Raw genomic sequence first — 20,462 nt, 5'->3', positions numbered from 1 at the left:
ACATTTTGTTGTAAAAACATAATACCGTGATGCTAAGCTATAGCGCCGAAATTTGAGATAACCCGTGAATTAAGCGCTTGCAGAACGTTTTGGTTTTGTATTTCCTCGGCAGAGGCATTAAAGAAGATTAGCAATTAAGTTGTACTATACCTGATTTGAATTTATTAACCCGTGAAAAAACGTAATTTTTTTAACCTATCGCGATCACATGCTTAATCAAAACCAAAAAATAAAGAAGCTAATTAAACTTAATGATGAGTTAGAAAACTATTTTAAGAACACCATCATTCCGCAATTATTCGTGGATCGGAACTTGATTTTAAGAAAGTTTACGCCACCCGCTATGAAGCAGTTTTCATTAAAAGCCGATGATATAGGCAAGAACATTGATGACATTAAAGACAACTTTCGCTTCCCTACCATTGTTGAGAATATTGAACAGGTAATCAATGAAAATGAGATCCTGGAAAAAGAGATTCAGACAACAGACCGGAGGTGGTATCAAATGAACATCATTCCCTATGTTATTGCAAAAACCAAAAAGACTAATGGAGTTATTATCACTTTTGTAGAAATAACCGCCCGCATCAAAGATCTGGTTAACCAGGAAATGCTGATCGCAGATCATGAGACATTATTAGATACCATATCTCACGATATTAAAGGCCCGCTCACAAGCTTGCTGCTGACCGTAAATCAGGTTAAAAAAGTGTCGACAGATAAATCAAGACCATTCCTAACGTTTTTTGGGATTTTAGAAAACTCGATCAAAAAAATGCAGGTTATCATAACCGAGTTAACTGATGCCGGCAAATTGAAGCATAAATATCAAGCGGAAGAGGAGTTATTAGATCTGGAAAATATTCTGGAAGATGTACGCCTTACTTTGGCCGGAACCATAATGGAATCAGGCGCTATAATAGAAAGCAACATCAAAGTTTCTCAGATTTTATACTCACGAAGAAAGTTGAGAAGTATAATTTATAACCTCGTAAACAACGCAATAAAATTTCATACGCCTAACCTGGTACCTAAAATCCTGATCAGCTCTAAAAAAGAAAAAGGACATATCGTGATCACCGTTAAAGACAATGGTATCGGCATAGCTGAAACCCAACACAAGGATGTGTTTTCAAAATATAGCCGCGTAGGTGATAATGTTGAAGGTTCGGGTATAGGGTTATACCTTGTCAATGAAATTGTTACCAACTCAGGGGGGAAAATTGTATTAAAAAGCGAATTAGGGAAAGGTTCGGAATTTCAAGTATACTTGCAAGCCAAGTAAATTGGCTCATTAAACGATTTACTAAGGATGAGGGGTACCAATCATCCGCTGCCGCAAGCGCCCCCGCTTTTGGCTTAAGCTCCACTGGTCGTTGACCTTAAATATTTAATGACGGGCAGACGATTGCCTTTACTCGCACCACGTTTGAAAAGCCATCAAATTAACTGCCTACCTCAAGTTTATATCCTTTACCGCGTACCACCACTATATTAAGGTTCGGATCAACTTCCAGTTTTTTCCTCAATTTTGAAATGAACATATCCAGGCTGCGGCCTACTATAACACCTTCATCTTCCCAGATCTCTTTTTGTAACCGGCTTCTCTCTATGGTCTCATTTGGAGAGCGCGCGAAAACAAGTAGAACCCGGGTTTCAGTTCCCGTCAGTTCTATGGTTTGTCCGTTTACCATCAGTTTCCGGTTCTTCGCATCGAATAAGGCCGAGCCCAAGGTAAACATCCCTGCATCCTGACCATCCTCAAGTAAAGCTCTTTGTACCTTATTAGGTTTAAAAAAAAGGAATCCAACAAATGCCAAAATTGGCAGGCTGCCCAACAAGTATCGGTCCGTTGCTGTGTTGATGCTTGTCGGTTTAAATTTGATGCTGATCATGTAAGATGCTTTGGGTTGCTTTCTTCCTTTACACGATACAATGTCATCCTTTTTATTTTTGGAGATTGCGTAGCCATAAACTACGCCCGGCTTGTCGCTGTCCAGAACGTTGACAATGTAATCGCCCGCCAGCGGATCTTTGGCTAACACGCGCCGGGTAGTACCCACCAGTGAGTCTGCTTGAAAAGTAAACTCCTTTTCAAAAATGATCCGGTACTCGTTTTCATTGATCTTTTTTACCGGTAACACCCTTGAGGTGCTGTCGCCCGATTGTAAGAGTAACTCATGCCCTATCCTGCGAAGCAAAATTTCCCTTCTGGCTATAGCATAGTCATCACTACCGGCAAAACTGAAAGCTGCGCAGATTGCTGTGGTAAACAAGAGTAGTATAGATCCAACAAGGTATTTGCCTTTCCCGGAAAAGAGGTTTTGGCTATTGCGCATTTTTTCAATCATTTATTTACAAAGTTTACATTTTTATTTACAATTCAAGCGCTCCACGCTGCAATATATCAAAGTAATTTCGCTGAGTCGAAACGGAAAAGAACCTAAACGCATGTCTTATCCAATCTGATATATCGGGAATCTGTATGTTATTTAATCAACCCACACAAAGTATGAATAAAGTTATTTATGCGCTGATGTTACCACTGGTTGTGGTGAGCGGACTGGTATTTGCTAATCGTGCAATCAAAAATGAAACTGCTTACCAACCCGCTTCAAGGCCGTTTTCTGCTGCCGGCAAAAACGCCCACCGCGACGATTTGAAAAAATGGGAAGCTTCTCCTGACGGAATTAGGTACAAAAAATGGGAGGCTTCCCCCGATGGTAAAAAAGCGCATGCCAGTGCTGATCAAATAAGAGCGCACATCAAAGATTTTTCTAATATGGAGGGCGTTGTAACCGCTCTTTCCCATCCGTCGGGGTCATTAGGCGGCTTCGGAATGATGATAAAAATCAACGGCGATGAATACATTGTTAATTTTTGGCCGGAGCGGTCTGATCAAAGTTTCATGATGTTTAATAACGAGTTTCAGCAGTTAAACAGCCTGAAAGTTAACGACAAAATAGTGATCAGAAGCCATAGCGCAGGCTATTCGGGGAAGTCTCCACATGTAATTCTATCGGGCGACTATATCGCACGAGACAACAAAGTAATTTTTAAACGCGAAGTCCGCAAAGGCGGTTGCTGAGTATTGCGGCATTTGTGATGCGACCCTTACGGAATTAAAAGTAAAGAGGATCAACGATAATGAGCGATACATGAGGAAACTTCCATAAAGCCTTTTTGACTAATCAGAAAGGCCTTGTTTATTATAGCAATTAGGTACGATTAATGATTTTTAAATACGGTATCGTAATAATTAAAAATCCGGTCAAGCCGCTCCATCACAATTTTCTCATCTAATTCAGCCTCGATGTTCGTCTGGATAGTTCCTCCACCTGAATACTTATCTTTCGACAGGTCACCTATTAACTTAATTTCTGTTTTCTGATAGTTTATCCAGGCATTATTTGAGGTCAAAAGATCTGCCTTATCTATTGTAAGTAACAAAGAACCCAGTTTGTTATAATAATCCTGAAGCAAAGCATCGTAGGCATTAATTGCGCCGATAACGGTTTTATTTATAGACAAAGTAGTATTATTCGCCTTGATCCTTTCTGCTTCAATATGCCTGATAACAAATGTATCCACACAAAAGACTATCCTTTCCTGGTCAGTCTTATTATTGATTAATTGTTTTTTAAATTGCAACGCTTCAATAGCAACCTGCCTGTTGATTTTGTCTAAAATTGATGTATCCAACATTTCTGCCCGTTTGCTTTGCGCAAATAAACAGTTTGCACAAAAAGTGGCAAAAACTACAGCTATTACATTTTTCATATTTAAAAGCTTAATACAAGTTTAACGTGGGTTACATTTAATCGCCCATTGGTGTATTAATAACGATATTTCTTACTACGGCTTTACCGGTGTGCTCGTCCCTTGCATTAATGCATATATAGATTTTACTAAGGGAAACAGCACAAGGTTCCGTAAATACGTTTTTATAGTTCTCCAATAACGCCACCCATTCGGCCCCGCAATGATTTTCAATCTGTTGCTTTAATTCATCTTTAGTAATCGCAGGAAACTTTTGCGTTTGCGGATCATGAAACGGCAAATCAATCCCCTTATAGTTACCTCCGTTTAAAGTGGTAAGCTTTCGCCATCCCGATAGGTAATGTTTCCAGTGGGTAAGGTCGCAATGCTGGCCATCATTCATTAAAGTAAGGCTGGTTTCAAAGCGTTCTTTCAGGGTGATATGATTTAAATGATCGCTTTGGATATGCACCAGGGCCGGGGTAAGTTTATAGCCAATCCATGCGGTAAATGCTTTTTCATCAGCGTTAGCCTGACCATCAACCAAGGCTTGACTATCAATCGCCATCCCTTTGAAGGTGACGGTCATATCCTCAAATTTAACCATTGCGTCCTGATCCTGAGCATAACAATGAGCAGTTATCAACAAAGCAAAACCTAATAGAAAATTCCTTACACACATAGGGTATTGGAAGAGTCATTGTTGTAAGAATAACGCTAACCCAAACACCATATTGCGTTTCAAAAAATATAGTTAAGAAACACGTTTTTAGTGTTTTACATCATCTATTTTTGGCTATCAACTTAAAAAAAAGACATGGGCCAATCGATAAACACCACTTCCGAACAAAGCACACCGCAATTCTTTCATGGCACCAAAGCACAGCTTAAGATAGGCGATTTGATAGCCGCCGGCTTTACCTCTAACTTTGGCAAGCAAAATATTGCAAAGTACGTTTACCTGAGTGCTACGCTGGATGCTGCAACCTGGGGTGCCGAGCTGGCTTTGGGCGATGGCCCCGGTAGAATTTACATTGTTGAGCCTACCGGCCCAATTGAAGATGACCCTAACTTAACCGATCAAAAGTTCCCCGGCAACCCTACCAAATCTTACCGTACCCGCTATCCGCTTTTAATAGTCGGCGAGGTTACCGGCTGGCAGGGCCACCCAGAGGATTTGCTTAAACAAATGAAAGAAAGCGTTCAAAAGGCTAAAGAGCTGGGTATCGAGGCAATTGAGGATTGATACGTTACCCTTAACCAGGTGATTGATCCGGCAGCTTAAATTAGCTTTACTAAAACATTGCGTTCATTGTTGCACTTGATTGATGGTGTACGTAATAGTATTGATAAACCATTATCAATCACCATGAAAAAATTTATATTGGCTTTAGTAGTGCTATTTGCAGCAAACGTTGGGTGCAAAAAAGCCAGTAACGATGGCGGCAATATTTGCGCCTGTTCACCCATCGTAGGCCCTTCTCTACACCTGGTCATAAAAAACAGTGCCGGGCAAGATCTGCTGGACGATAAAACTACAGGCGGCCTTACCAAAGATAAGATTGACCTTTATCGAAAAGATGCTGCAGGCAATATCGTAAAAATCTATTTCGGTATCCAACCACCATTTCAATATGGGGAACAAAAGTTTCCTTTCTACCAGCTTTTCACAAGTGATTTTGGCTTCCTGCAATCGGCAAACAACATTGCTTACCTCAAACTGGATGATAAGCTGTATGAATTGAGCATACAGCTGGGTACCAATTCAAGCCGTGTCGATAAATTATTTATCGACAAAAAAGAAACAGAAAAGGACACCGGCGCAGTAAACAGCTATGTTTCGGTATTCTATTTTACCAGATAAAGCACGTAAAAGCAACTATAAATAACTGATTAGAAACCGGGTAACCGGTGATGATCGGGATAACCGCTGCAGGCTCGTTTAAGCACCATAAAAAGTTTATTTTTGAAAATTATTACAGTTTTCAATGATAGAGATTTATACAGATGGATCGTCAAGCGGCAACCCGGGGCCGGGTGGTTTTGGCGTGATATTACGTTCGGGCCAACACTATAAAGAAATTTCGGCAGGCTTCCGTAAAACTACCAATAACCGCATGGAGCTACTGGCTGTGATCACCGGACTGGAAGCAATTAAAACACCCAACCAGGTTACCATTTACTCCGACTCCAAATACGTGATCGACTCTATTGAGAAACGCTGGGTGCATGGTTGGGTGGCCAAAGGTTTTGCCGGCAAAAAGAATAAAGACTTGTGGATCCGTTACCTCAATATTGCTAAAGTACATCAGGTGAAATTTGTATGGGTACGCGGCCACAACGGCCACCCCGAAAATGAGCGATGCGACGAGTTGGCCGTGGCCGCCGGAAAACAAAAAGATCTGCTTATTGATACGGTTTTTGAAGCAGAAAATGGATAAGGCAAATTATTGTAAAAACGAAGTGCAGAAAGTAGCGTATGAGAGCGATTTTCGGTTAAAAATTAAAAGCTTTTAGAGATTTTTAGAGATAATTTAGTTCTATTTCCCGCCCAATTCGATGATCTCGAGATCATGGATCCGTTTTTCGGTGATGCTAAATCGTAACAGGGTGCGCACCTTTTGCCAGCCTTGCTTACCCGCTGCGCCGGGGTTGAGGTGCAGACAGCTGATCTTTTTATCGTAGATCACCTTTAGGATATGCGAGTGCCCGGTGATGAATAATTGGGGCGGGTTATTATAAATTTCGGGCTTAACCAACGGACTATACTTATCCGGATAACCACCAATGTGGGTCATCCAAACATCCACTTCTTCACACATAAACCGCAGATTTTCAGGATATTGCTGGCGGATATCTGACCCATCTATATTGCCGTAAACCCCTTTAAAGGGTTTAAAGGCAGCAAGCTGATCCGCAAGTTCCAGCGTGCCGAAATCACCGGCATGCCAGATCTCGTCGCACTGGTCAAAGTGCTTAAAAACAGCATCATCCAGGTAACTATGGGTGTCGGATATCAAACCTATTCTTTTCATCTCGGATTAGAAAATAGTAAAAAATTCTTTCAATAAGTTCTGATATTCAGACGAATACACTTTTTTATCGCTGTAAATTACAAAGTCAGTCTGAGTAAAATCTAATGCTTTTTTACAAATGATCAGGATCTCCCGATGGGGCTCATCGTGAGGGAATGACCGGATATTGATTTGCTTTTGCAAGTGTAAACCAACGCTTGCCAACAGCTCTTTAACCAGTTTGGCCGTGGTTAAGGGGAGCACCAACTGGCACGTACCCAATTCTGATAAATGCTGTGAAACACTATTTATCAATCGATTATAAAAATTAAAATCTGTATGCCTCGCCAAATTTCTCGTTGCTCCCGGCGATTCCAGCGAGTTCAGAAAGAACGGCGGGTTAGATATGATCAGGTCATATTTATGAGTTGGGTGCTCTTCAAAAAAAGCCTCAAAACCCATAGCAAAACATAACATACGCCCTGCAAACGGCGATTTTTTGAAATTCATTTGTGCGGTTTCAGCAGCAACTTCATCAATCTCAACGGCATCGATTAATGCGTTTGGGAAACGCTGGGCAAGCATCAGGGCAATTACACCCGTGCCTGTGCCTATATCGAGTATACGACTGGGGATAATCGCCTCGGCCATAGCGCCCAAAAGTACGCCATCAGTGTTGATCTTCATGGCACAACCGGATTGATCTACCTCAAATTGCTTGAATTTAAACACACTCATTTGCTAAATATCCCGTATTTAAGAATACAGTATAAAGCCCGCACACCATCCCTCCATCCTATCTTTTTACCCTCGTCATATGTACGGCCATAGTAAGAAATGCCAACTTCATAGATCCGAATCTTAGGGATCCGCGAGATCTTGATGGTTACTTCCGGCTCGAAACCAAAACGTTGTTCCTGAAGAGATACCGCTTGTATTACTTTGGTATCGAACAACTTATAGCAGGTTTCCATATCTGTAAGGTTGAGGTTACTCACCATATTGCAGGCAAATGTAAGCCAGCGATTACCTATGGTATGCCAAAAGAAAAGGATGCGATGGGGATTACTGCCCATAAAACGTGAGCCATAAACTACATCGGCAAACCCATTACAAACGGGTTTCAGCATGTCGTTATATTCGGCAGGATCATACTCCAGGTCAGCATCCTGGATAATCAGGTATTCGCCCGTAGCTTGCTGAATGCCAGTATGTAACGCTGCACCTTTACCCTTGTTTACCTCGTGTTTAAAATAACGGATATCTAAGTCAGCATGCTCTGAATGATAAGCAGCTATGGTCAGTTGCGTATCATCAGTAGAGCAATCGTCCACAATGATGATCTCCTTTTTTATATTGTCCAGCAACTCCACAGCTTTGATCTTATTTAAGATCATAAATATGGTTTTAGCCTCGTTGTAAGCGGGTATTATGATGGACAATTTATTTATTTTCATAGCTGATGATGGCGTGCTAAAAATAAATAATATAAATTTAGCTCTGAATTAATTTACAGACCAATTTATATGCTCGAACAGTACGACCTGGGAAACCTGATGGTGCTTGATATAGAAACCGTACCGCAATACAGCAGCCACGACCAGGTGCCTGAACATTTGCAGGAGCTTTGGGCACACAAAATTCGCAATAACCGGGGCGAGGCCACGCCTGAAGAGTTTTATGACCGCGCCGGCATTTGGGCAGAGTTTGGTAAGATCGTATGTATCTCGGTAGGGATCTTTCTAAACGGTAAGAAAACCGGATTACGCATAAAATCATTTGCCGGGCACGAGGAAAAAGAACTGTTAGAAGATTTTGCCAAAATGCTAACTAGTCAGCCTTTAAGCATCATCCTTTGTGCGCACAATGGCAAAGAATTTGATTTTCCCTACATCTGCCGCCGGATGCTGATCAATGGTGTACAGTTCCCGCCGCACTTGCAGATAACAGGACGCAAACCCTGGGAGATCCCCCATCTGGACACGATGGAGCTCTGGAAATTCGGTGATTTTAAGAATTATACCTCCCTTAGTTTACTCACCGCGATCTTTGATATCCCAACCTCAAAAGACGATATCGACGGCAGCGAGGTGGGCCATGTTTACTGGGTAGAAGACGATTTGCCCCGCATTTGCACCTATTGCCAAAAGGATGTGATCGCAACGGCCCAACTGATCCGCAGGTACCGCGGCGAGCCTTTGATAGCAGAGGATTGTATAACGGTGGTGGGATGATTAAATCGTTTTCCTCTCTACGCCTACTTTCCGTATCTTAGCCACAAACATTTATCAATGTCTAAAAAGAACAAACATAATTCCTCTATCAACCAGGTGCTCACGCAAATGGTGCTCGATATATTTGAACAAAACGGCAATACGCCGCTCAACCACAAACAAGTTTCTGCCAAGTTAAACGTTCGCGATCCTGATGCACGGGGCGTGATCCTCGATGTGTTAAAAGACGAAGCCTTTAAAGGCGTACTGAAAGAAATAACGCCAGGAAAATTCCAACTCCTTGAATTAAAGACTTTTGTAGAAGGAAAGGTCGACTTAACTAACGATGGCTCCGCCTTTATCGTTACCGACGACCCGAGTGAAACCGACATATTTGTTGCCCCGCGTAAATTGCGCAACGCCCTGAACGGCGACCGCGTAAAAGTTTACGTGTATGCTAAAAGCAAGGGCAAACGCCAGGAAGGCGAAGTGATAGAAATATTGCAGCGCAACAAAATGGAGTTTACCGGGATCGTTAAACTTTCAGAACGGTTTGCATTTTTTATCCCCGATGATCGTAAAATGATGCACGATATTTTTATCCCCATCAGCGATTTGAATGGTGCCAAAAACGGGATCAAAGCAGTTGCCGAAATTACCGACTGGCCTGCTGGCGCCAAAAATCCAATCGGCCGCATTAAGCACGTGTTGGGTAACCAGGGCGAGAACGACACCGAAATGAACGCCATCCTGGCCGAGTACGGTTTCCCGCTTTCCTTCCCTGCCGATGTGGAACATGAGGCAAATGAGATCCCGGTGGAGATTCCTGCCGATGAAATTGCAAAACGCCGCGATTTTCGTGATACATTGACCATCACTATTGATCCGTTCGACGCCAAAGATTTTGATGACGCTATCTCCTACAAAAAACTGGATAACGGCAATTACGAAGTTGGTGTGCATATTGCCGATGTGGCGCATTACATCGTTCCCGATTCTGCTTTGGACAAAGAGGCTTACGAACGCGGCACGTCTGTTTATTTGGTAGACAGGGTGATCCCGATGTTGCCGGAGCGATTATCAAACGGCCTTTGCTCGCTTCGCCCGAAAGAGGATAAGCTTTGCTTTGCAGCGGTTTTTGAACTGGATGAGAACGCCAATATTCAAACTGAATGGTATGGTAAAACCGTAATCCATTCGGACAGGCGTTTTACCTATGAGGAAGTGCAGGAGGTGATCGAGACGGAAACCGGCGATTATACCGAAGAGATATTAAAACTAAACGCTTTAGCGTACAAACTACGCGACCGTAAGTTCAAGAACGGAGCTATCAGTTTTGAAACTACTGAAGTTAAATTCAAGCTGGATGAAACCGGTAAACCAACAGGTGTTTACGTTAAAGAGCGAAAAGATGCCCATAAACTGATTGAAGATTTTATGCTTCTTGCTAACCGCAAGGTGGCCGAATTTGTAAGCAAAATGGGTAAAGGCAAGCACAAATATACCTTTGTTTACCGTGCGCATGATTCGCCCAAGCCAGATGCTTTGGCCAACTTCGCACAATTTGCGGCCAGGTTTGGGTATAAGATCAACACCAAGTCTGATAAGGAAACTGCCAAATCCCTTAACTTTTTAATGGAGGATGTTGAGGGCAAGAAAGAACAAAACGTGCTTACGCATCTGGCTATCCGCTCTATGGCTAAGGCTATTTATACCACCAAAACCTCCAGCCATTACGGTTTGGCCTTTGACCATTATACACACTTTACCTCACCTATCCGCCGCTACCCCGATGTAATGGTGCACCGGTTGCTGTTCCATTATTTGAATGGCGGCCAAAGCGCCAATGCTGATCATTACGAAGAGTTATGCAAGCACAGCTCACAAATGGAAAAGAAGGCTGCGGATGCAGAACGTTCGTCAGTTAAATACAAGCAGGCTGAATATCTGAAAGACCAGGTGGGTAATATATTTACCGGTATTATTTCGGGTGTTACAGAATGGGGTATGTATGTAGAGATCATCGAGAACAAATGTGAGGGTATGATTCGCCTGCGTGATATTAGCGATGATTTTTACACATTGGACGAAAAAAACTATGCCATCATCGGTCAGCGTAAAAAGAAGGTTTACCAGTTAGGCGACGAAGTAAATATCCGGGTTAAAAATGTCGATCTGACTAAAAAACAGATAGACTTTTCATTAGTTAATGATTAATTGTAGCGGGTGCAATTTGCGGGGCTAAAAGATGCGTTAATCCGCTCTTAAATCGTCGCACATCGCACCCAATACACACTCAAATACATGAGAAAATTAGAAGATCTGCAATCGCTTATTGCAAATTCGGTAGCTGAACTAAAATATCCGGCTTATCCGGCAGAGTTATATGAACCTATCAGCTACATTTTAGCCTTAGGTGGTAAACGGATGCGCCCAGCGTTGTTACTAATGGCTTGTGACTTATTTGGCGGCGACGTGGAATCGGCCATCCCCCCTGCTCTGGCTATCGAGGTGTTCCATAATTTCACGCTGATGCATGATGATATTATGGATAACGCACCAATCCGCCGTGGCAAGGTTACGGTACACGAAAAGTGGAACCAGAACGTAGCGATCCTATCGGGCGATGTGATGCTTATAGAAGGCTATAAACTGATGATGCAGGTGCGTAATGATATTTTGCGTCAGGTACTGGATATCTTCAACAACACAGCTGTCGGCGTTTGCGAAGGTCAGCAATTGGACATGACCTTTGAGACCAGCGATAATATCAGCATCGACGAATACATCAATATGATCCGTTTAAAAACAGCCGTGGTATTAGGTGGTGCTTTGAAAATTGGCGCGTTGATAGGAAATGCGGATCAGCAAGATGCCGACCTGCTTTGCGAATTTGGCGAGCAATTAGGTATAGCTTTCCAATTACAGGATGACATTTTGGACGTGTATGGCAATCCTTTAGTATTTGGCAAACAGGTAGGCGGGGATATCATCTCAAACAAAAAGACTTATTTACTCATAAAGGCTTTAGAACTGGTTAAGGGCGCGCAAGCCGAAGAGTTAACGCAATGGCTTACCGCAAAGCGGTTTGATAATGCACAGAAGGTAACCGCTGTTACCGCGATCTATAATCAGGCAAACGTGCGCCAATATGCCGAAGAAGCTATGCAAGCCTATGCCGAAAAAGCATTTGAAGCCTTAGAAAAAATAAACCTGCCCGAAGAGAACAAACAATACCTGCGCGATTTTGCCGATGGGTTGCTGGTGAGAGAATATTAAGATCAAAACACATGAAGAAATTTTTATTAATGAGCGCTTTAATCTTTGGTTTAAGCGCTTTATTTTTTTCCGTATCCGCTCAAACCTCCGGTGGCAAGGTAAAACCCGAACAAGCCATTATGGATGTGCGGCATTACACCATAGCGCTGAATGTGGACTTTGAGCAAAAACGTATAGATGGCTCAACAGTAATCGACGTGATCATGGAGAAACCCACGCAGGTGTTGATCCTTGATCTGCTCGATTCTTTAGACGTGAGTGCTGTTTTAGTTAACGGCAAAAAGGAGACGTTTGATCATAAGAACGGGCTTATCAATATTAGTTTAGCTAAACAACTATCTGCCGGCAAAGCAAGTATTAAAGTTATGTATGGCGGTAAACCCCGCATCGCTAAAAGACCGCCCTGGGATGATGGATTTACCTGGACAAGGGATTCAACCGGTCACCCATGGATGGCGATTACCGCCGAGCAAACCGGCGGAAAGATCTATTTCCCAAGTAAAGACAGCCCTTCTGATGAGCCCAATGAAGGAGCCGACCTGATGATTACCGTCCCGAAGGACCTGGTAGTTGCCGGGCCTGGATTATTAAAGGGCGTTGATAAAAAAGGCAATACCGTTACCTTCCACTGGCAAACCAAATACAGCATTAACAACTACAGCATACTTTTTAATGTGGGCGATTATAAAATGGTAAGCCGCACTTATCAATCGATAGCTGGCAACACTGTGCCGGTGCAGTTTTATGTACTGGCCGAGCATGCCGATAAGGCCCCTCACCTGCTGGATATGCTGGTTAAGATCATCCAATCGAAAGAAAAATACTTTGGCGAATATCCCTGGGCTAAAGAGAAGGTTGGCATTGCTGAAACACCGCACCTGGGTATGGAACACCAAAGCATGAACGCCTACGGCAATAAATTCAGGTACACTAAAGTGAACGGCGAGGACTTCGACTGGTTAATGACCCACGAGTTCGGCCACGAATGGTGGGGCAACAAGATTACTGCTAAGGATTGGGCCGATTACTGGATCCACGAAGGGATCGATACTTATGCAGATGCTTTAGTGATATTGGATTTTGAAGGGAAACAAGCTTATATAGACCGTTTTAAGAAATCGGCTTACAGTATTCAGAATAAACAGCCACTTGTATTGGGTAAAGATATTGACGAGGCATCAGCCTATAATAATGATATATATACAAAGGGCGGATATTTCATGCACACGCTGCACTATGTAATGGGCGACAGTACGTTTTTCCCTGCACTAAAGGGTTTTGCGACCGACCCGGCACATACATACAGCAACCTATCAGTAACAAGCGATGTAGAGCAGTATTTCAGCAAAGCATACGGCAAATCAGTTCAGCCATTGTTCGACCTTTATCTGCGTACCACTAACAAATTGGAAGTAAATGTAAAAGCAAGGCAAAACGACAAATATTTCATCAAGCTGCAAAATATAGACATGGAATTGCCCATTGACGTAACTACCGATAAAGGAACTGAACGGTTACTTATACCTAAAACAGGAATTGCTGTAACCAGTAAAACTATGCCTGTAATAGATACGGACGGCTGGTATTTGAAAAAGGTAATTTATGAATGATAGACAATTAATACCTTAACAGCAATCCGCCAAACAAACGATAGCCTTTGTTATCGACCCCATTGAGTTGTGTTTTCTCTGAACCGCCGGAGTTTAGATACAACTCGTCCACGCCCTTTCCTGTTTGGAAAGTAAAATAAGCTGCACCGATGTTGAGAGCTACGTGTTTGGCCAAGTCATAACTGATGTATACATTACCATCAAGCCCATAACCTTTTGCGTTGTGCCTGTAACTTACCGGGTGCTGAAAACTTGGTATTAAATTCCAGTTGGCACTGGCGTTGTAGTTTACCTGGTGGTAGGTAACATCGCCAATAAGCTTAATTTTTTGTGTTAACCTAAATTCGGCACTTGTACGTAAAAACGGCCCTTTCCAGCTGGTTTCGTAGGTGCTGTTCAAGTCGGCAAAGTTGCCCGTGTTATCTAAAAGGTGTAAAGACTGCTTGTTGATACCATACCCCGCGAATGGAGTTAGTTTAAAAAGGGTCGTTTGAATAAGTGGGTAACCCAACCCCAAATTTATCGCCTGCGTACTTCCCCTATCTGCATCAAAAGTCATGGCATAAGCCGGGCTGGTGCGGTTATCGCCGTTATAGTCGTTATCAGTCACGATGCCCGTTGTGATGAATGTACGGGAGTAATTCCCACTTAAAACGATGTGATGCCAAACGTCCCACTGTATGGCTGCACTTGCAGTTTGCCCGCCAACATTCCTCCATTTCAGTTCAGAATAAATGTTGGGGTTTTGCCCTGTAGCATTACCGGCAATCGACCAGTTAAGGTCTTGCCTTTCGTAACCGGTAAGTAAGCTTAAATGTAGCTTATTTTGTGGTGATTGGGCCCGAAGTATACCAGTAGCTAATAAAAAAAGGCAGCAGGTAATCAAAAATCTAATCATGCAGGTAATTAAAACAGCCTGCCTCGGGCGGGGCAGGCTGTAATTTAGTAAAATATTATTGGTTTACACCAAATGCCTCCCAGCCCGATGCTGTTGCCCGGGTGCAGGTCATGGCCTGTTGGCCGTTCTCGCTCGATATGAATTTACCGTTATTCCCTCTGAAAGTAACCTTACCATCGGCTGTTGGCACCCAGTCGAATTTCTCCCAGTCGCTAACAGTGGTGCGGTTACAGGTAATGGCCTGAGTACCGTTTTCTGACGATACATATTTGCCCTGGCTGCGTAAAGCCACTTTACCCGCCCCTGCATCAACCACAGTAAATTGCTCCCATGCCTGTGCGGCAGTGCTGCTGCAGGTCATCGCCTGTTGTCCGTTTTGTCCGTTTACATATAGATTATTGATCCCCTTTAAAGTCACCGTTTGGCCAATTGGTGCTGTCGAGCCTGTACCGCCGGTAATGTTGTATACCCTTACGTAATCTACAAACATGCTGGCCGGTAAGGCACCATTGTTAATGGTGTTTCCGGGCAAATCGCCGCCCACTGCAAGGTTAAGGATGATGTAGAACGGCAATTGAAATTCCTCGGTATTGTTAACGTTGTTTTGGATATTGCCGGTGTTAAACAACGTACCATCAACATACCATTTGATGCTGTTTGCATCCCATTCAACGGCATATACGTGGTAATCGGTAGCTGTTGCCGTGATACTGTTACCGTAGTAAACATGGCCGTTATTGTTCCAGTGCATGGTACCCAAAATGGTGTTGTTGGTATTCACCTGCTCCATAACATCAATTTCGCCGCATTGCGGCCAGCCTACTTGCCCAATGTTTTGACCTAACATCCAAAATGCAGGCCAGCTGCCCTGAAAAGCAGGTAACTTGATCCGAGCTTCGATACGGCCGTATTTTACGCTGAACTTACCTGAGGTGTTTAGCTTAGCAGATGTGTAAGGCTGGCCGCCAACGCTTTGATTACGCGCGGTGATCACCAGGTTGCCGCCGGTTACCGCCGCATTTGCGGCCTGATAGTATTCCTTTTCGTTATTCACATTCGGGTTACCATTATCAATATTCCACTTGCTGCCGTCAACACTGGTGCCGTTAAACTCATCCGACCATATTAATGTTAACGCTCTTGGTGTAGCGGTTGCGGCTTCCGACATGCCAACCTTGTCTGCTGCCGACTGGGTTACGTCCTTTTTACAAGATATCACCGTTGCCCCTAATAATAGCACCATCGCGGTGCTTTTTAAAAAGTTAAAAAATTGCTTTTTCATAATTTGTTCTTTGTGAGATATGTGAGATTTATTGATTTACGCCAAACGCTTCCCAACCCGATACCGAGGTGCGGGTGCAGGTCATGGCCTGGGTGCCGTTTTCGCTCGATACATATTTGCCATTATTGCCTTTTAGGGAAATTTTACCATCGGCTGTTGTTGCCCAATCAAATTTTTCCCAATCACCAATTGTGGTACGGCTACAGGTAATGGCTTGTGCCCCATTTTCAGACGATACGTATTTACCCTGACTGGTTAAGGCAACCTTACCCGCACCTGCATCAACCACTACAAATTGCTCCCATCCGCCTGCGGTAGCCCGGTTACAATTCATCGCCTGGGTTCCGTTCTCGCTGCTTACATACTGGTTGTTTATCCCCTTCAAGGTAATGGTTGAGCCGATTGGTGCGCCGGTGCCGCCACCACCGCCCGTAGATGGTGTACCGGTCCATTTGAAGGTTACTACCGCTCCTGCCGCCAAATTATAGGTGAACGACTCGCCACCCCATTTTAATTTGAAGCTAACATCGCTGCTGCCGGTATTTAAGGCGATAACCACCTTTGAGCCATCGCTGTTTCTGAATGCAACATTTTGAATGCTGCCTGCGATATTAGATGCAATGCGTACAGCACCCGGCCTTACCGCTTTTGAAGCATGTGCAATAATATAGTAACCTACGTTACGCGTAATTGATGTACCGCTTACGGTAATACCACCTAAACATGTGCTGCAACCACCCGGCGTATAAGGCTGATTGTTAGGATCGGCAGCTAAATTCCACTCCAGTACGTTACGGCTCCAGTTACGGGTTGCGCCAATGATCAGGTTATTTACATGCCAGGAAAGATCGCCGCCAAAGTTACTTGGCGCGCCTACCCATTGCTCGGTAAAGTAAACGTTCTTATTTGGATAAGCGTTGTGCACATCTGTAAGTGTGCTGATGTTGCCTGCATACAGGTGAAAAGCCGATCCGTCGACATATTGGCTGGCCTGGCCTACTACCGTTGTAGCATAGCTTGGCACATCGGTGTTATGGTCATACGCAATTATCTTTGTGTTAAATCCAGCCGCACGTATTTGCGGCCCCAAATTATTGTTGATAAAGGTTACCTGCTCATTGGCTTGCATCACCATACTGGGGTTATTGTAAGGGTTTAAAGGCTCATTTTGTGGGGTAATAGCGTCAATAGTAATACCCTGAGCTTTCATGGCCTGCAAGTACTTCACAAAGTAACGGGCGTAGGCATCATAGTAGGCTGTATTTAAACTCCCGCCAGTATAGCCATTATTGCCGGTAGCATTAACCTTCATCCAGGTAGGTGCAGTCCAAGGGGTGGCGATGATCTTGATACTTGGGTTGATGGCGATGATTTTCTTTAATATAGGCAGGAAATCAGTATTCTCGGGTGCCAGGCTAAAGTTATTCATATTGACGTCACCGGCTGTTTGGTTATACGTAAAATCGTACGAGCTTAAATCCGAAGCACCGATGCTGATACGGAGATAACTGATCCCTATCTGTCCGTTGCCTGTACCAAACAATTCGTTCAATACAGCGGCCTGGTTGCCGCCTAAGCCATTTAGTAAGCTTGCGCTGCCACCGGTTAGTGTAAAGCCAAAACCATCAATACCCTGGTATGTAGTGCCTTCATCAACTGTAATCGTTGTTGCGTTTGTACCGGCATCGGCAGAGAAGTTTACGCTACCTTGCGCCATCAAACTTGATTTATTTGACGTTGTGAGCCAGGTGGTTACCGCCGATGTAGCTGCCCGTGCTGTCGTACCTCCAGTACCCAGATTAGCTGCCGCTTGCGGGCCGGTGTCCTTTTTACATGCATAAGCTAACAGGGCGAACGCCACCATGAGCGTAGTGAGAAATTTGAATGTGTAACTGATTTTCATAATTGTGTGTATTATTAGTTATTGGTATGATTTCTAACGGTTTGCATCTAAAAACAGCTGACCTTATTTAACTGTCATTTAAAATAATTGACATAGAAAAGCCTTGCAGGCATTTATGCAATGAATCGATCAATCAAAAAACGAGGCAGACGCCGGTATAATTGGTTATTCAAACTTACGGTAATTTTTACGTTACAAGCAAGTGAAAGGTTTCGTAAATAACTGATTAATAAAGTATTATATAATTTTTGATACGCTTGCATCGCAGGGGTATTTTAATAAAACATAGATTTAAAGCCGTTAAACCCATATTTATCATTTTTAAAAAAAAGTTATGATACGCTTATTTCACATATTAATTTTTACGAAATATCACTGAGAGGTGTGCGTTTTTTAACTGTTTAAGCACAGGTTAGCCTGTTGCTTTATTTGGCGTATGATGCAACAGGTATGGTTTTACCTCTAAAAATCTCTAATTTATTCTAAAATAATTGGTGAATTAGCACTGCATTCTGATAGTTAACGGTTGGTTTTAACGATTTTAATTGATCTCTTTTACGATGGTCTAATCTTCTGAATGATCGATAACCAGTTTGCTCCAGCCTTTGCTGCCTGCGTTTTTGATCTCTTTTTTCCGTGCTTCCATCGCTTTTTTTATCCGGGTGCTGTAGGCCCAGCAGGTACTTTGGCGGATAGCCAGGATCTCGGATAATTTATGTGACGAGATCTTGCCTTTTGTTGAATACATCAGGAAAATCATGTAAAAAGCTTTGTTAATAGGGATTCGGGTGTTCTGCAAAATAGTGTAAGCAATAACCGACTCTTCATAGCCGCATTTGGAGCAACGGCGGCTATAGGGTAAATGGCCGTTACCATACTGGGTGTTACAGCACTTTTTACAGGCATAGCCCTTCTCCCACTTTAGGTCGGCCAGGAATTTAAAACAGGTTTCCCTATCTGGGTAGATCCGGCTGAACTCTTCAAAATCCACCTCGGCCGACATCACCCTGTCGTGCGTTACCTTCTCTATATCGTTATGCAGCAACAGGTTGTCATTTTCTAACAAAACATTCATGCGCGAGATCTCCTCTGCCTGTTGCTGTAACAGCTGGTTAACCGCGGTGAGTTCTTCGTTCTGCAATTCTACTAACGATGTTTTTTCCAACAACTCTTCCGTACGTTCGGCAACCTTTTCTTCCAACTGTTTGTTTAACAGGTCTTTCAGCTCTTCGTTTTGTTGCAGTTGTTTGATCATGCGCTGCTGGGCTTCATCCTTCTCCTGCTTAAGCATCCGTACCCTATCGCCAATGGCAAAAGTGATAAATAGCATTTCCATTATAAAACAAAGGCTTAAGGTGTAAAAGTTAAGGGCGGTAACCGGCAGCCACCATATATTTAGGGCTATTAGTGTTTTAATAATAAACCCGAAGAATAAAAAGCTATACCCGATCACAAAAAACCGGGCCGGACGGTAACCTTTGTACAGAACATAACAACCCGCGGCAAATGAAACCGACAGCGGTACAAACTCCACAATTTTGAGGCTGAACCAATCTTTATTTATAAATAAACACGCCCCGAAAAATACTGTACGCGCTATGATAACAGCCCACATGAGCTTGTTTAACCGGGGGGCGCTCTCCTTTAAATTCAACAGGCTTTGCGCGAATAACATGGCGAACGTACTGACCAGAAAAAGTGCGACACCGTAGGCATAATGGTTCCACTGGGGGGCCATTTGCCACAAATATTGATAAGCAATGCCATCGGTACACATTTCATAAAGGCCTATGCTGAGGTTGTAAACAATGTAGTACAAGTATTGCCGTTGCCGCATGGCAATAAACATCATAAAATTGTAAAGCCCGAAAACCAGGATCATCCCGTAAAAGATCCCGAAGAAAAAGTATTCGTCCAACGCGTAGCCAATAAAATAGCTCACCGTACGCAGCACGATAATTACGTTGGCCGACTGGTGCGACCGCATCCGGAAGTAATATACATTCTGGCCCTTTAAGTCGTTACTGATATCGAGGCTGATGTTTTTATGGCTGTAAATTCGTTGTGTAAAAGGCCGGTTGCTGCCTAATGTGGTAGCGATGTAACCTTTATTGTTAGTGGGTGAGTAAACCGTAATGCTGTCAATCGTTTGGTCAAAAAACTCCAGCAACCAGTTGTTGCGGGTTGCGAAGGATTGATCGAGTTTGATCCGATACCAATAAGTGCCGTTTGCATCATGTATCTCGGGCGTGGCCACCGTGCTGGTTATAAATTTATTATTGAAACCGGCACTGCTTACCTGCTCAATCGTAAGCGCATTACCTTTTTCCTTAAAATACTGGATCTCATCTCTCCTAAAAACATGCTGTTTGGCAGTATCTGCAACAGGTACAGCGGTTTGTGAAAAAACAGATTGCAAATCCGCCAATAATAAAATCATAAGGCACAAAGCACCCGGATAATATTTGTACATAAGTTTCAGTAAAGCAGGTGCTGCCTGAGAT

Annotated in this window: 19 protein-coding genes; 9 read left to right on the top strand and 10 right to left on the bottom strand. The window is 43.2% G+C overall.

Annotated elements, in window-relative coordinates:
- Positions 1–208 precede the first annotated feature (208 nt).
- Entirely contained in the window at positions 209–1,285 is a 1,077-nt protein-coding gene (locus IDJ76_RS03020; protein ID WP_191160578.1) for a sensor histidine kinase, read from the top strand.
- A gap of 160 nt (positions 1,286–1,445) precedes the next feature.
- On the opposite strand, the gene IDJ76_RS03015 is transcribed toward IDJ76_RS03020, so the two are convergent.
- A complete protein-coding gene (locus tag IDJ76_RS03015) occupies positions 1,446–2,351 on the bottom strand; it encodes a winged helix-turn-helix domain-containing protein (protein WP_224746164.1) in 906 nt (301 codons plus the stop codon).
- Positions 2,352–2,512: 161 nt separating this feature from the next.
- Here IDJ76_RS03015 and IDJ76_RS03010 point away from each other — a divergent pair, with 161 nt between their 5' ends.
- Entirely contained in the window at positions 2,513–3,088 is a 576-nt protein-coding gene (locus IDJ76_RS03010; protein WP_191160576.1) for a hypothetical protein, read from the top strand.
- Between the two features lie 140 nt (positions 3,089–3,228).
- On the opposite strand, the gene IDJ76_RS03005 is transcribed toward IDJ76_RS03010, so the two are convergent.
- Entirely contained in the window at positions 3,229–3,780 is a 552-nt protein-coding gene (locus IDJ76_RS03005; RefSeq protein WP_191160575.1) for a lysozyme inhibitor LprI family protein, read from the bottom strand.
- A gap of 37 nt (positions 3,781–3,817) precedes the next feature.
- On the bottom strand, positions 3,818–4,366 hold the full coding sequence (locus tag IDJ76_RS03000) for a hypothetical protein (RefSeq protein ID WP_191160573.1): 549 nt from the start codon (positions 4,364–4,366) through the stop codon (positions 3,818–3,820).
- 210 nt (positions 4,367–4,576) lie between these two features.
- Between IDJ76_RS03000 and arr the strand changes: the two genes are divergently transcribed.
- The 3 genes from arr (at position 4,577) to rnhA (ending at position 6,200) form a co-directional block, all read left to right on the top strand.
- The gene (gene arr, locus IDJ76_RS02995; protein WP_191160571.1) at positions 4,577–5,005 is read left to right on the top strand and encodes an NAD(+)--rifampin ADP-ribosyltransferase; all 429 of its coding nucleotides are present in this window, start codon (positions 4,577–4,579) and stop codon (positions 5,003–5,005) included.
- A 123-nt stretch (positions 5,006–5,128) separates the two neighbouring features.
- Complete coding sequence (locus IDJ76_RS02990) at positions 5,129–5,623, top strand: hypothetical protein (RefSeq protein WP_191160569.1); 495 nt, start codon at positions 5,129–5,131, stop codon at positions 5,621–5,623.
- Between the two features lie 124 nt (positions 5,624–5,747).
- On the top strand, positions 5,748–6,200 hold the full coding sequence (gene rnhA, locus IDJ76_RS02985; protein WP_191160567.1) for a ribonuclease HI: 453 nt from the start codon (positions 5,748–5,750) through the stop codon (positions 6,198–6,200).
- Between the two features lie 99 nt (positions 6,201–6,299).
- On the opposite strand, the gene IDJ76_RS02980 is transcribed toward rnhA, so the two are convergent.
- The 3 genes from IDJ76_RS02980 to IDJ76_RS02970 are packed head-to-tail and all read right to left on the bottom strand — an operon-like array spanning position 6,300 to position 8,230.
- Positions 6,300–6,794 (bottom strand): metallophosphoesterase family protein, encoded by a 495-nt coding sequence (locus IDJ76_RS02980; protein ID WP_191160565.1) that lies wholly within the window; start codon positions 6,792–6,794, stop codon positions 6,300–6,302.
- A gap of 6 nt (positions 6,795–6,800) precedes the next feature.
- The gene (locus IDJ76_RS02975) at positions 6,801–7,511 is read right to left on the bottom strand and encodes a tRNA1(Val) (adenine(37)-N6)-methyltransferase (protein WP_191160563.1); all 711 of its coding nucleotides are present in this window, start codon (positions 7,509–7,511) and stop codon (positions 6,801–6,803) included.
- Entirely contained in the window at positions 7,508–8,230 is a 723-nt protein-coding gene (locus tag IDJ76_RS02970; RefSeq protein WP_191160561.1) for a glycosyltransferase family 2 protein, read from the bottom strand. Before IDJ76_RS02970 ends, IDJ76_RS02975 begins: the two co-directional genes overlap by 4 nt.
- Before the next feature lie 69 nt (positions 8,231–8,299).
- On the opposite strand from IDJ76_RS02970, the gene IDJ76_RS02965 reads away from it, so the two are divergent.
- The 4 genes from IDJ76_RS02965 to IDJ76_RS02950 all read left to right on the top strand — a co-directional run bounded on the left by IDJ76_RS02965 (position 8,300) and on the right by IDJ76_RS02950 (position 13,875).
- Positions 8,300–9,007, top strand: coding sequence for a 3'-5' exonuclease (locus tag IDJ76_RS02965; RefSeq protein ID WP_191160559.1), 708 nt, complete (start codon positions 8,300–8,302; stop codon positions 9,005–9,007).
- A gap of 57 nt (positions 9,008–9,064) precedes the next feature.
- Positions 9,065–11,203: a ribonuclease R gene (rnr, locus tag IDJ76_RS02960; RefSeq protein WP_191160557.1), complete on the top strand. Its 2,139-nt coding sequence runs from the start codon at positions 9,065–9,067 to the stop codon at positions 11,201–11,203.
- A gap of 87 nt (positions 11,204–11,290) precedes the next feature.
- Positions 11,291–12,265, top strand: a complete 975-nt coding sequence (locus IDJ76_RS02955; protein WP_191160555.1) for a polyprenyl synthetase family protein — start codon at positions 11,291–11,293, stop codon at positions 12,263–12,265.
- A gap of 11 nt (positions 12,266–12,276) precedes the next feature.
- Positions 12,277–13,875 carry a M1 family metallopeptidase gene (locus tag IDJ76_RS02950; protein ID WP_191160553.1) on the top strand — a complete coding sequence of 533 codons (1,599 nt, stop codon included), beginning with the start codon at positions 12,277–12,279 and terminating at the stop codon, positions 13,873–13,875.
- Between the two features lie 7 nt (positions 13,876–13,882).
- On the opposite strand, the gene IDJ76_RS02945 is transcribed toward IDJ76_RS02950, so the two are convergent.
- From IDJ76_RS02945 to IDJ76_RS02930, 4 genes are all read right to left on the bottom strand, one after another.
- The gene (locus tag IDJ76_RS02945) at positions 13,883–14,773 is read right to left on the bottom strand and encodes a hypothetical protein (RefSeq protein WP_191160552.1); all 891 of its coding nucleotides are present in this window, start codon (positions 14,771–14,773) and stop codon (positions 13,883–13,885) included.
- A gap of 55 nt (positions 14,774–14,828) precedes the next feature.
- Positions 14,829–16,055, bottom strand: coding sequence for a family 16 glycosylhydrolase (locus IDJ76_RS02940; RefSeq protein ID WP_191160550.1), 1,227 nt, complete (start codon positions 16,053–16,055; stop codon positions 14,829–14,831).
- 28 nt (positions 16,056–16,083) lie between these two features.
- On the bottom strand, positions 16,084–17,958 hold the full coding sequence (locus IDJ76_RS02935) for a glycoside hydrolase family 30 beta sandwich domain-containing protein (protein ID WP_191160548.1): 1,875 nt from the start codon (positions 17,956–17,958) through the stop codon (positions 16,084–16,086).
- A gap of 565 nt (positions 17,959–18,523) precedes the next feature.
- Positions 18,524–20,398 (bottom strand): 7TM diverse intracellular signaling domain-containing protein, encoded by a 1,875-nt coding sequence (locus IDJ76_RS02930; RefSeq protein ID WP_191160546.1) that lies wholly within the window; start codon positions 20,396–20,398, stop codon positions 18,524–18,526.
- Positions 20,399–20,462 lie beyond the last annotated feature (64 nt).

The sequence above is a fragment of the Mucilaginibacter glaciei genome, assembly GCF_014773245.1.
GTDB classification, from domain to species: Bacteria; Bacteroidota; Bacteroidia; order Sphingobacteriales; family Sphingobacteriaceae; genus Mucilaginibacter; species Mucilaginibacter glaciei.
The sequence above is the reverse complement of the archived record's forward strand: the minus strand, read 5'-3'. Positions and strand labels throughout refer to the sequence as shown.

Bases quoted from the DNA above. Each gene is read 5' to 3' on its own strand.
- IDJ76_RS03020 (WP_191160578.1), top strand. From the start codon at position 209: ATGCTTAATCAAAACCAAAAAATAAAGAAGCTAATTAAACTTAATGAT.
- IDJ76_RS03015 (WP_224746164.1), bottom strand. From the start codon at position 2,351: ATGATTGAAAAAATGCGCAATAGCCAAAACCTCTTTTCCGGGAAAGGC.
- IDJ76_RS03010 (WP_191160576.1), top strand. From the start codon at position 2,513: ATGAATAAAGTTATTTATGCGCTGATGTTACCACTGGTTGTGGTGAGC.
- IDJ76_RS03005 (WP_191160575.1), bottom strand. From the start codon at position 3,780: ATGAAAAATGTAATAGCTGTAGTTTTTGCCACTTTTTGTGCAAACTGT.
- IDJ76_RS03000 (WP_191160573.1), bottom strand. From the start codon at position 4,366: ATGGTTAAATTTGAGGATATGACCGTCACCTTCAAAGGGATGGCGATT.
- arr (WP_191160571.1), top strand. From the start codon at position 4,577: ATGGGCCAATCGATAAACACCACTTCCGAACAAAGCACACCGCAATTC.
- IDJ76_RS02990 (WP_191160569.1), top strand. From the start codon at position 5,129: ATGAAAAAATTTATATTGGCTTTAGTAGTGCTATTTGCAGCAAACGTT.
- rnhA (WP_191160567.1), top strand. From the start codon at position 5,748: ATGATAGAGATTTATACAGATGGATCGTCAAGCGGCAACCCGGGGCCG.
- IDJ76_RS02980 (WP_191160565.1), bottom strand. From the start codon at position 6,794: ATGAAAAGAATAGGTTTGATATCCGACACCCATAGTTACCTGGATGAT.
- IDJ76_RS02975 (WP_191160563.1), bottom strand. From the start codon at position 7,511: ATGAGTGTGTTTAAATTCAAGCAATTTGAGGTAGATCAATCCGGTTGT.
- IDJ76_RS02970 (WP_191160561.1), bottom strand. From the start codon at position 8,230: ATGAAAATAAATAAATTGTCCATCATAATACCCGCTTACAACGAGGCT.
- IDJ76_RS02965 (WP_191160559.1), top strand. From the start codon at position 8,300: ATGCTCGAACAGTACGACCTGGGAAACCTGATGGTGCTTGATATAGAA.
- rnr (WP_191160557.1), top strand. From the start codon at position 9,065: ATGTCTAAAAAGAACAAACATAATTCCTCTATCAACCAGGTGCTCACG.
- IDJ76_RS02955 (WP_191160555.1), top strand. From the start codon at position 11,291: ATGAGAAAATTAGAAGATCTGCAATCGCTTATTGCAAATTCGGTAGCT.
- IDJ76_RS02950 (WP_191160553.1), top strand. From the start codon at position 12,277: ATGAAGAAATTTTTATTAATGAGCGCTTTAATCTTTGGTTTAAGCGCT.
- IDJ76_RS02945 (WP_191160552.1), bottom strand. From the start codon at position 14,773: ATGATTAGATTTTTGATTACCTGCTGCCTTTTTTTATTAGCTACTGGT.
- IDJ76_RS02940 (WP_191160550.1), bottom strand. From the start codon at position 16,055: ATGAAAAAGCAATTTTTTAACTTTTTAAAAAGCACCGCGATGGTGCTA.
- IDJ76_RS02935 (WP_191160548.1), bottom strand. From the start codon at position 17,958: ATGAAAATCAGTTACACATTCAAATTTCTCACTACGCTCATGGTGGCG.
- IDJ76_RS02930 (WP_191160546.1), bottom strand. From the start codon at position 20,398: ATGATTTTATTATTGGCGGATTTGCAATCTGTTTTTTCACAAACCGCT.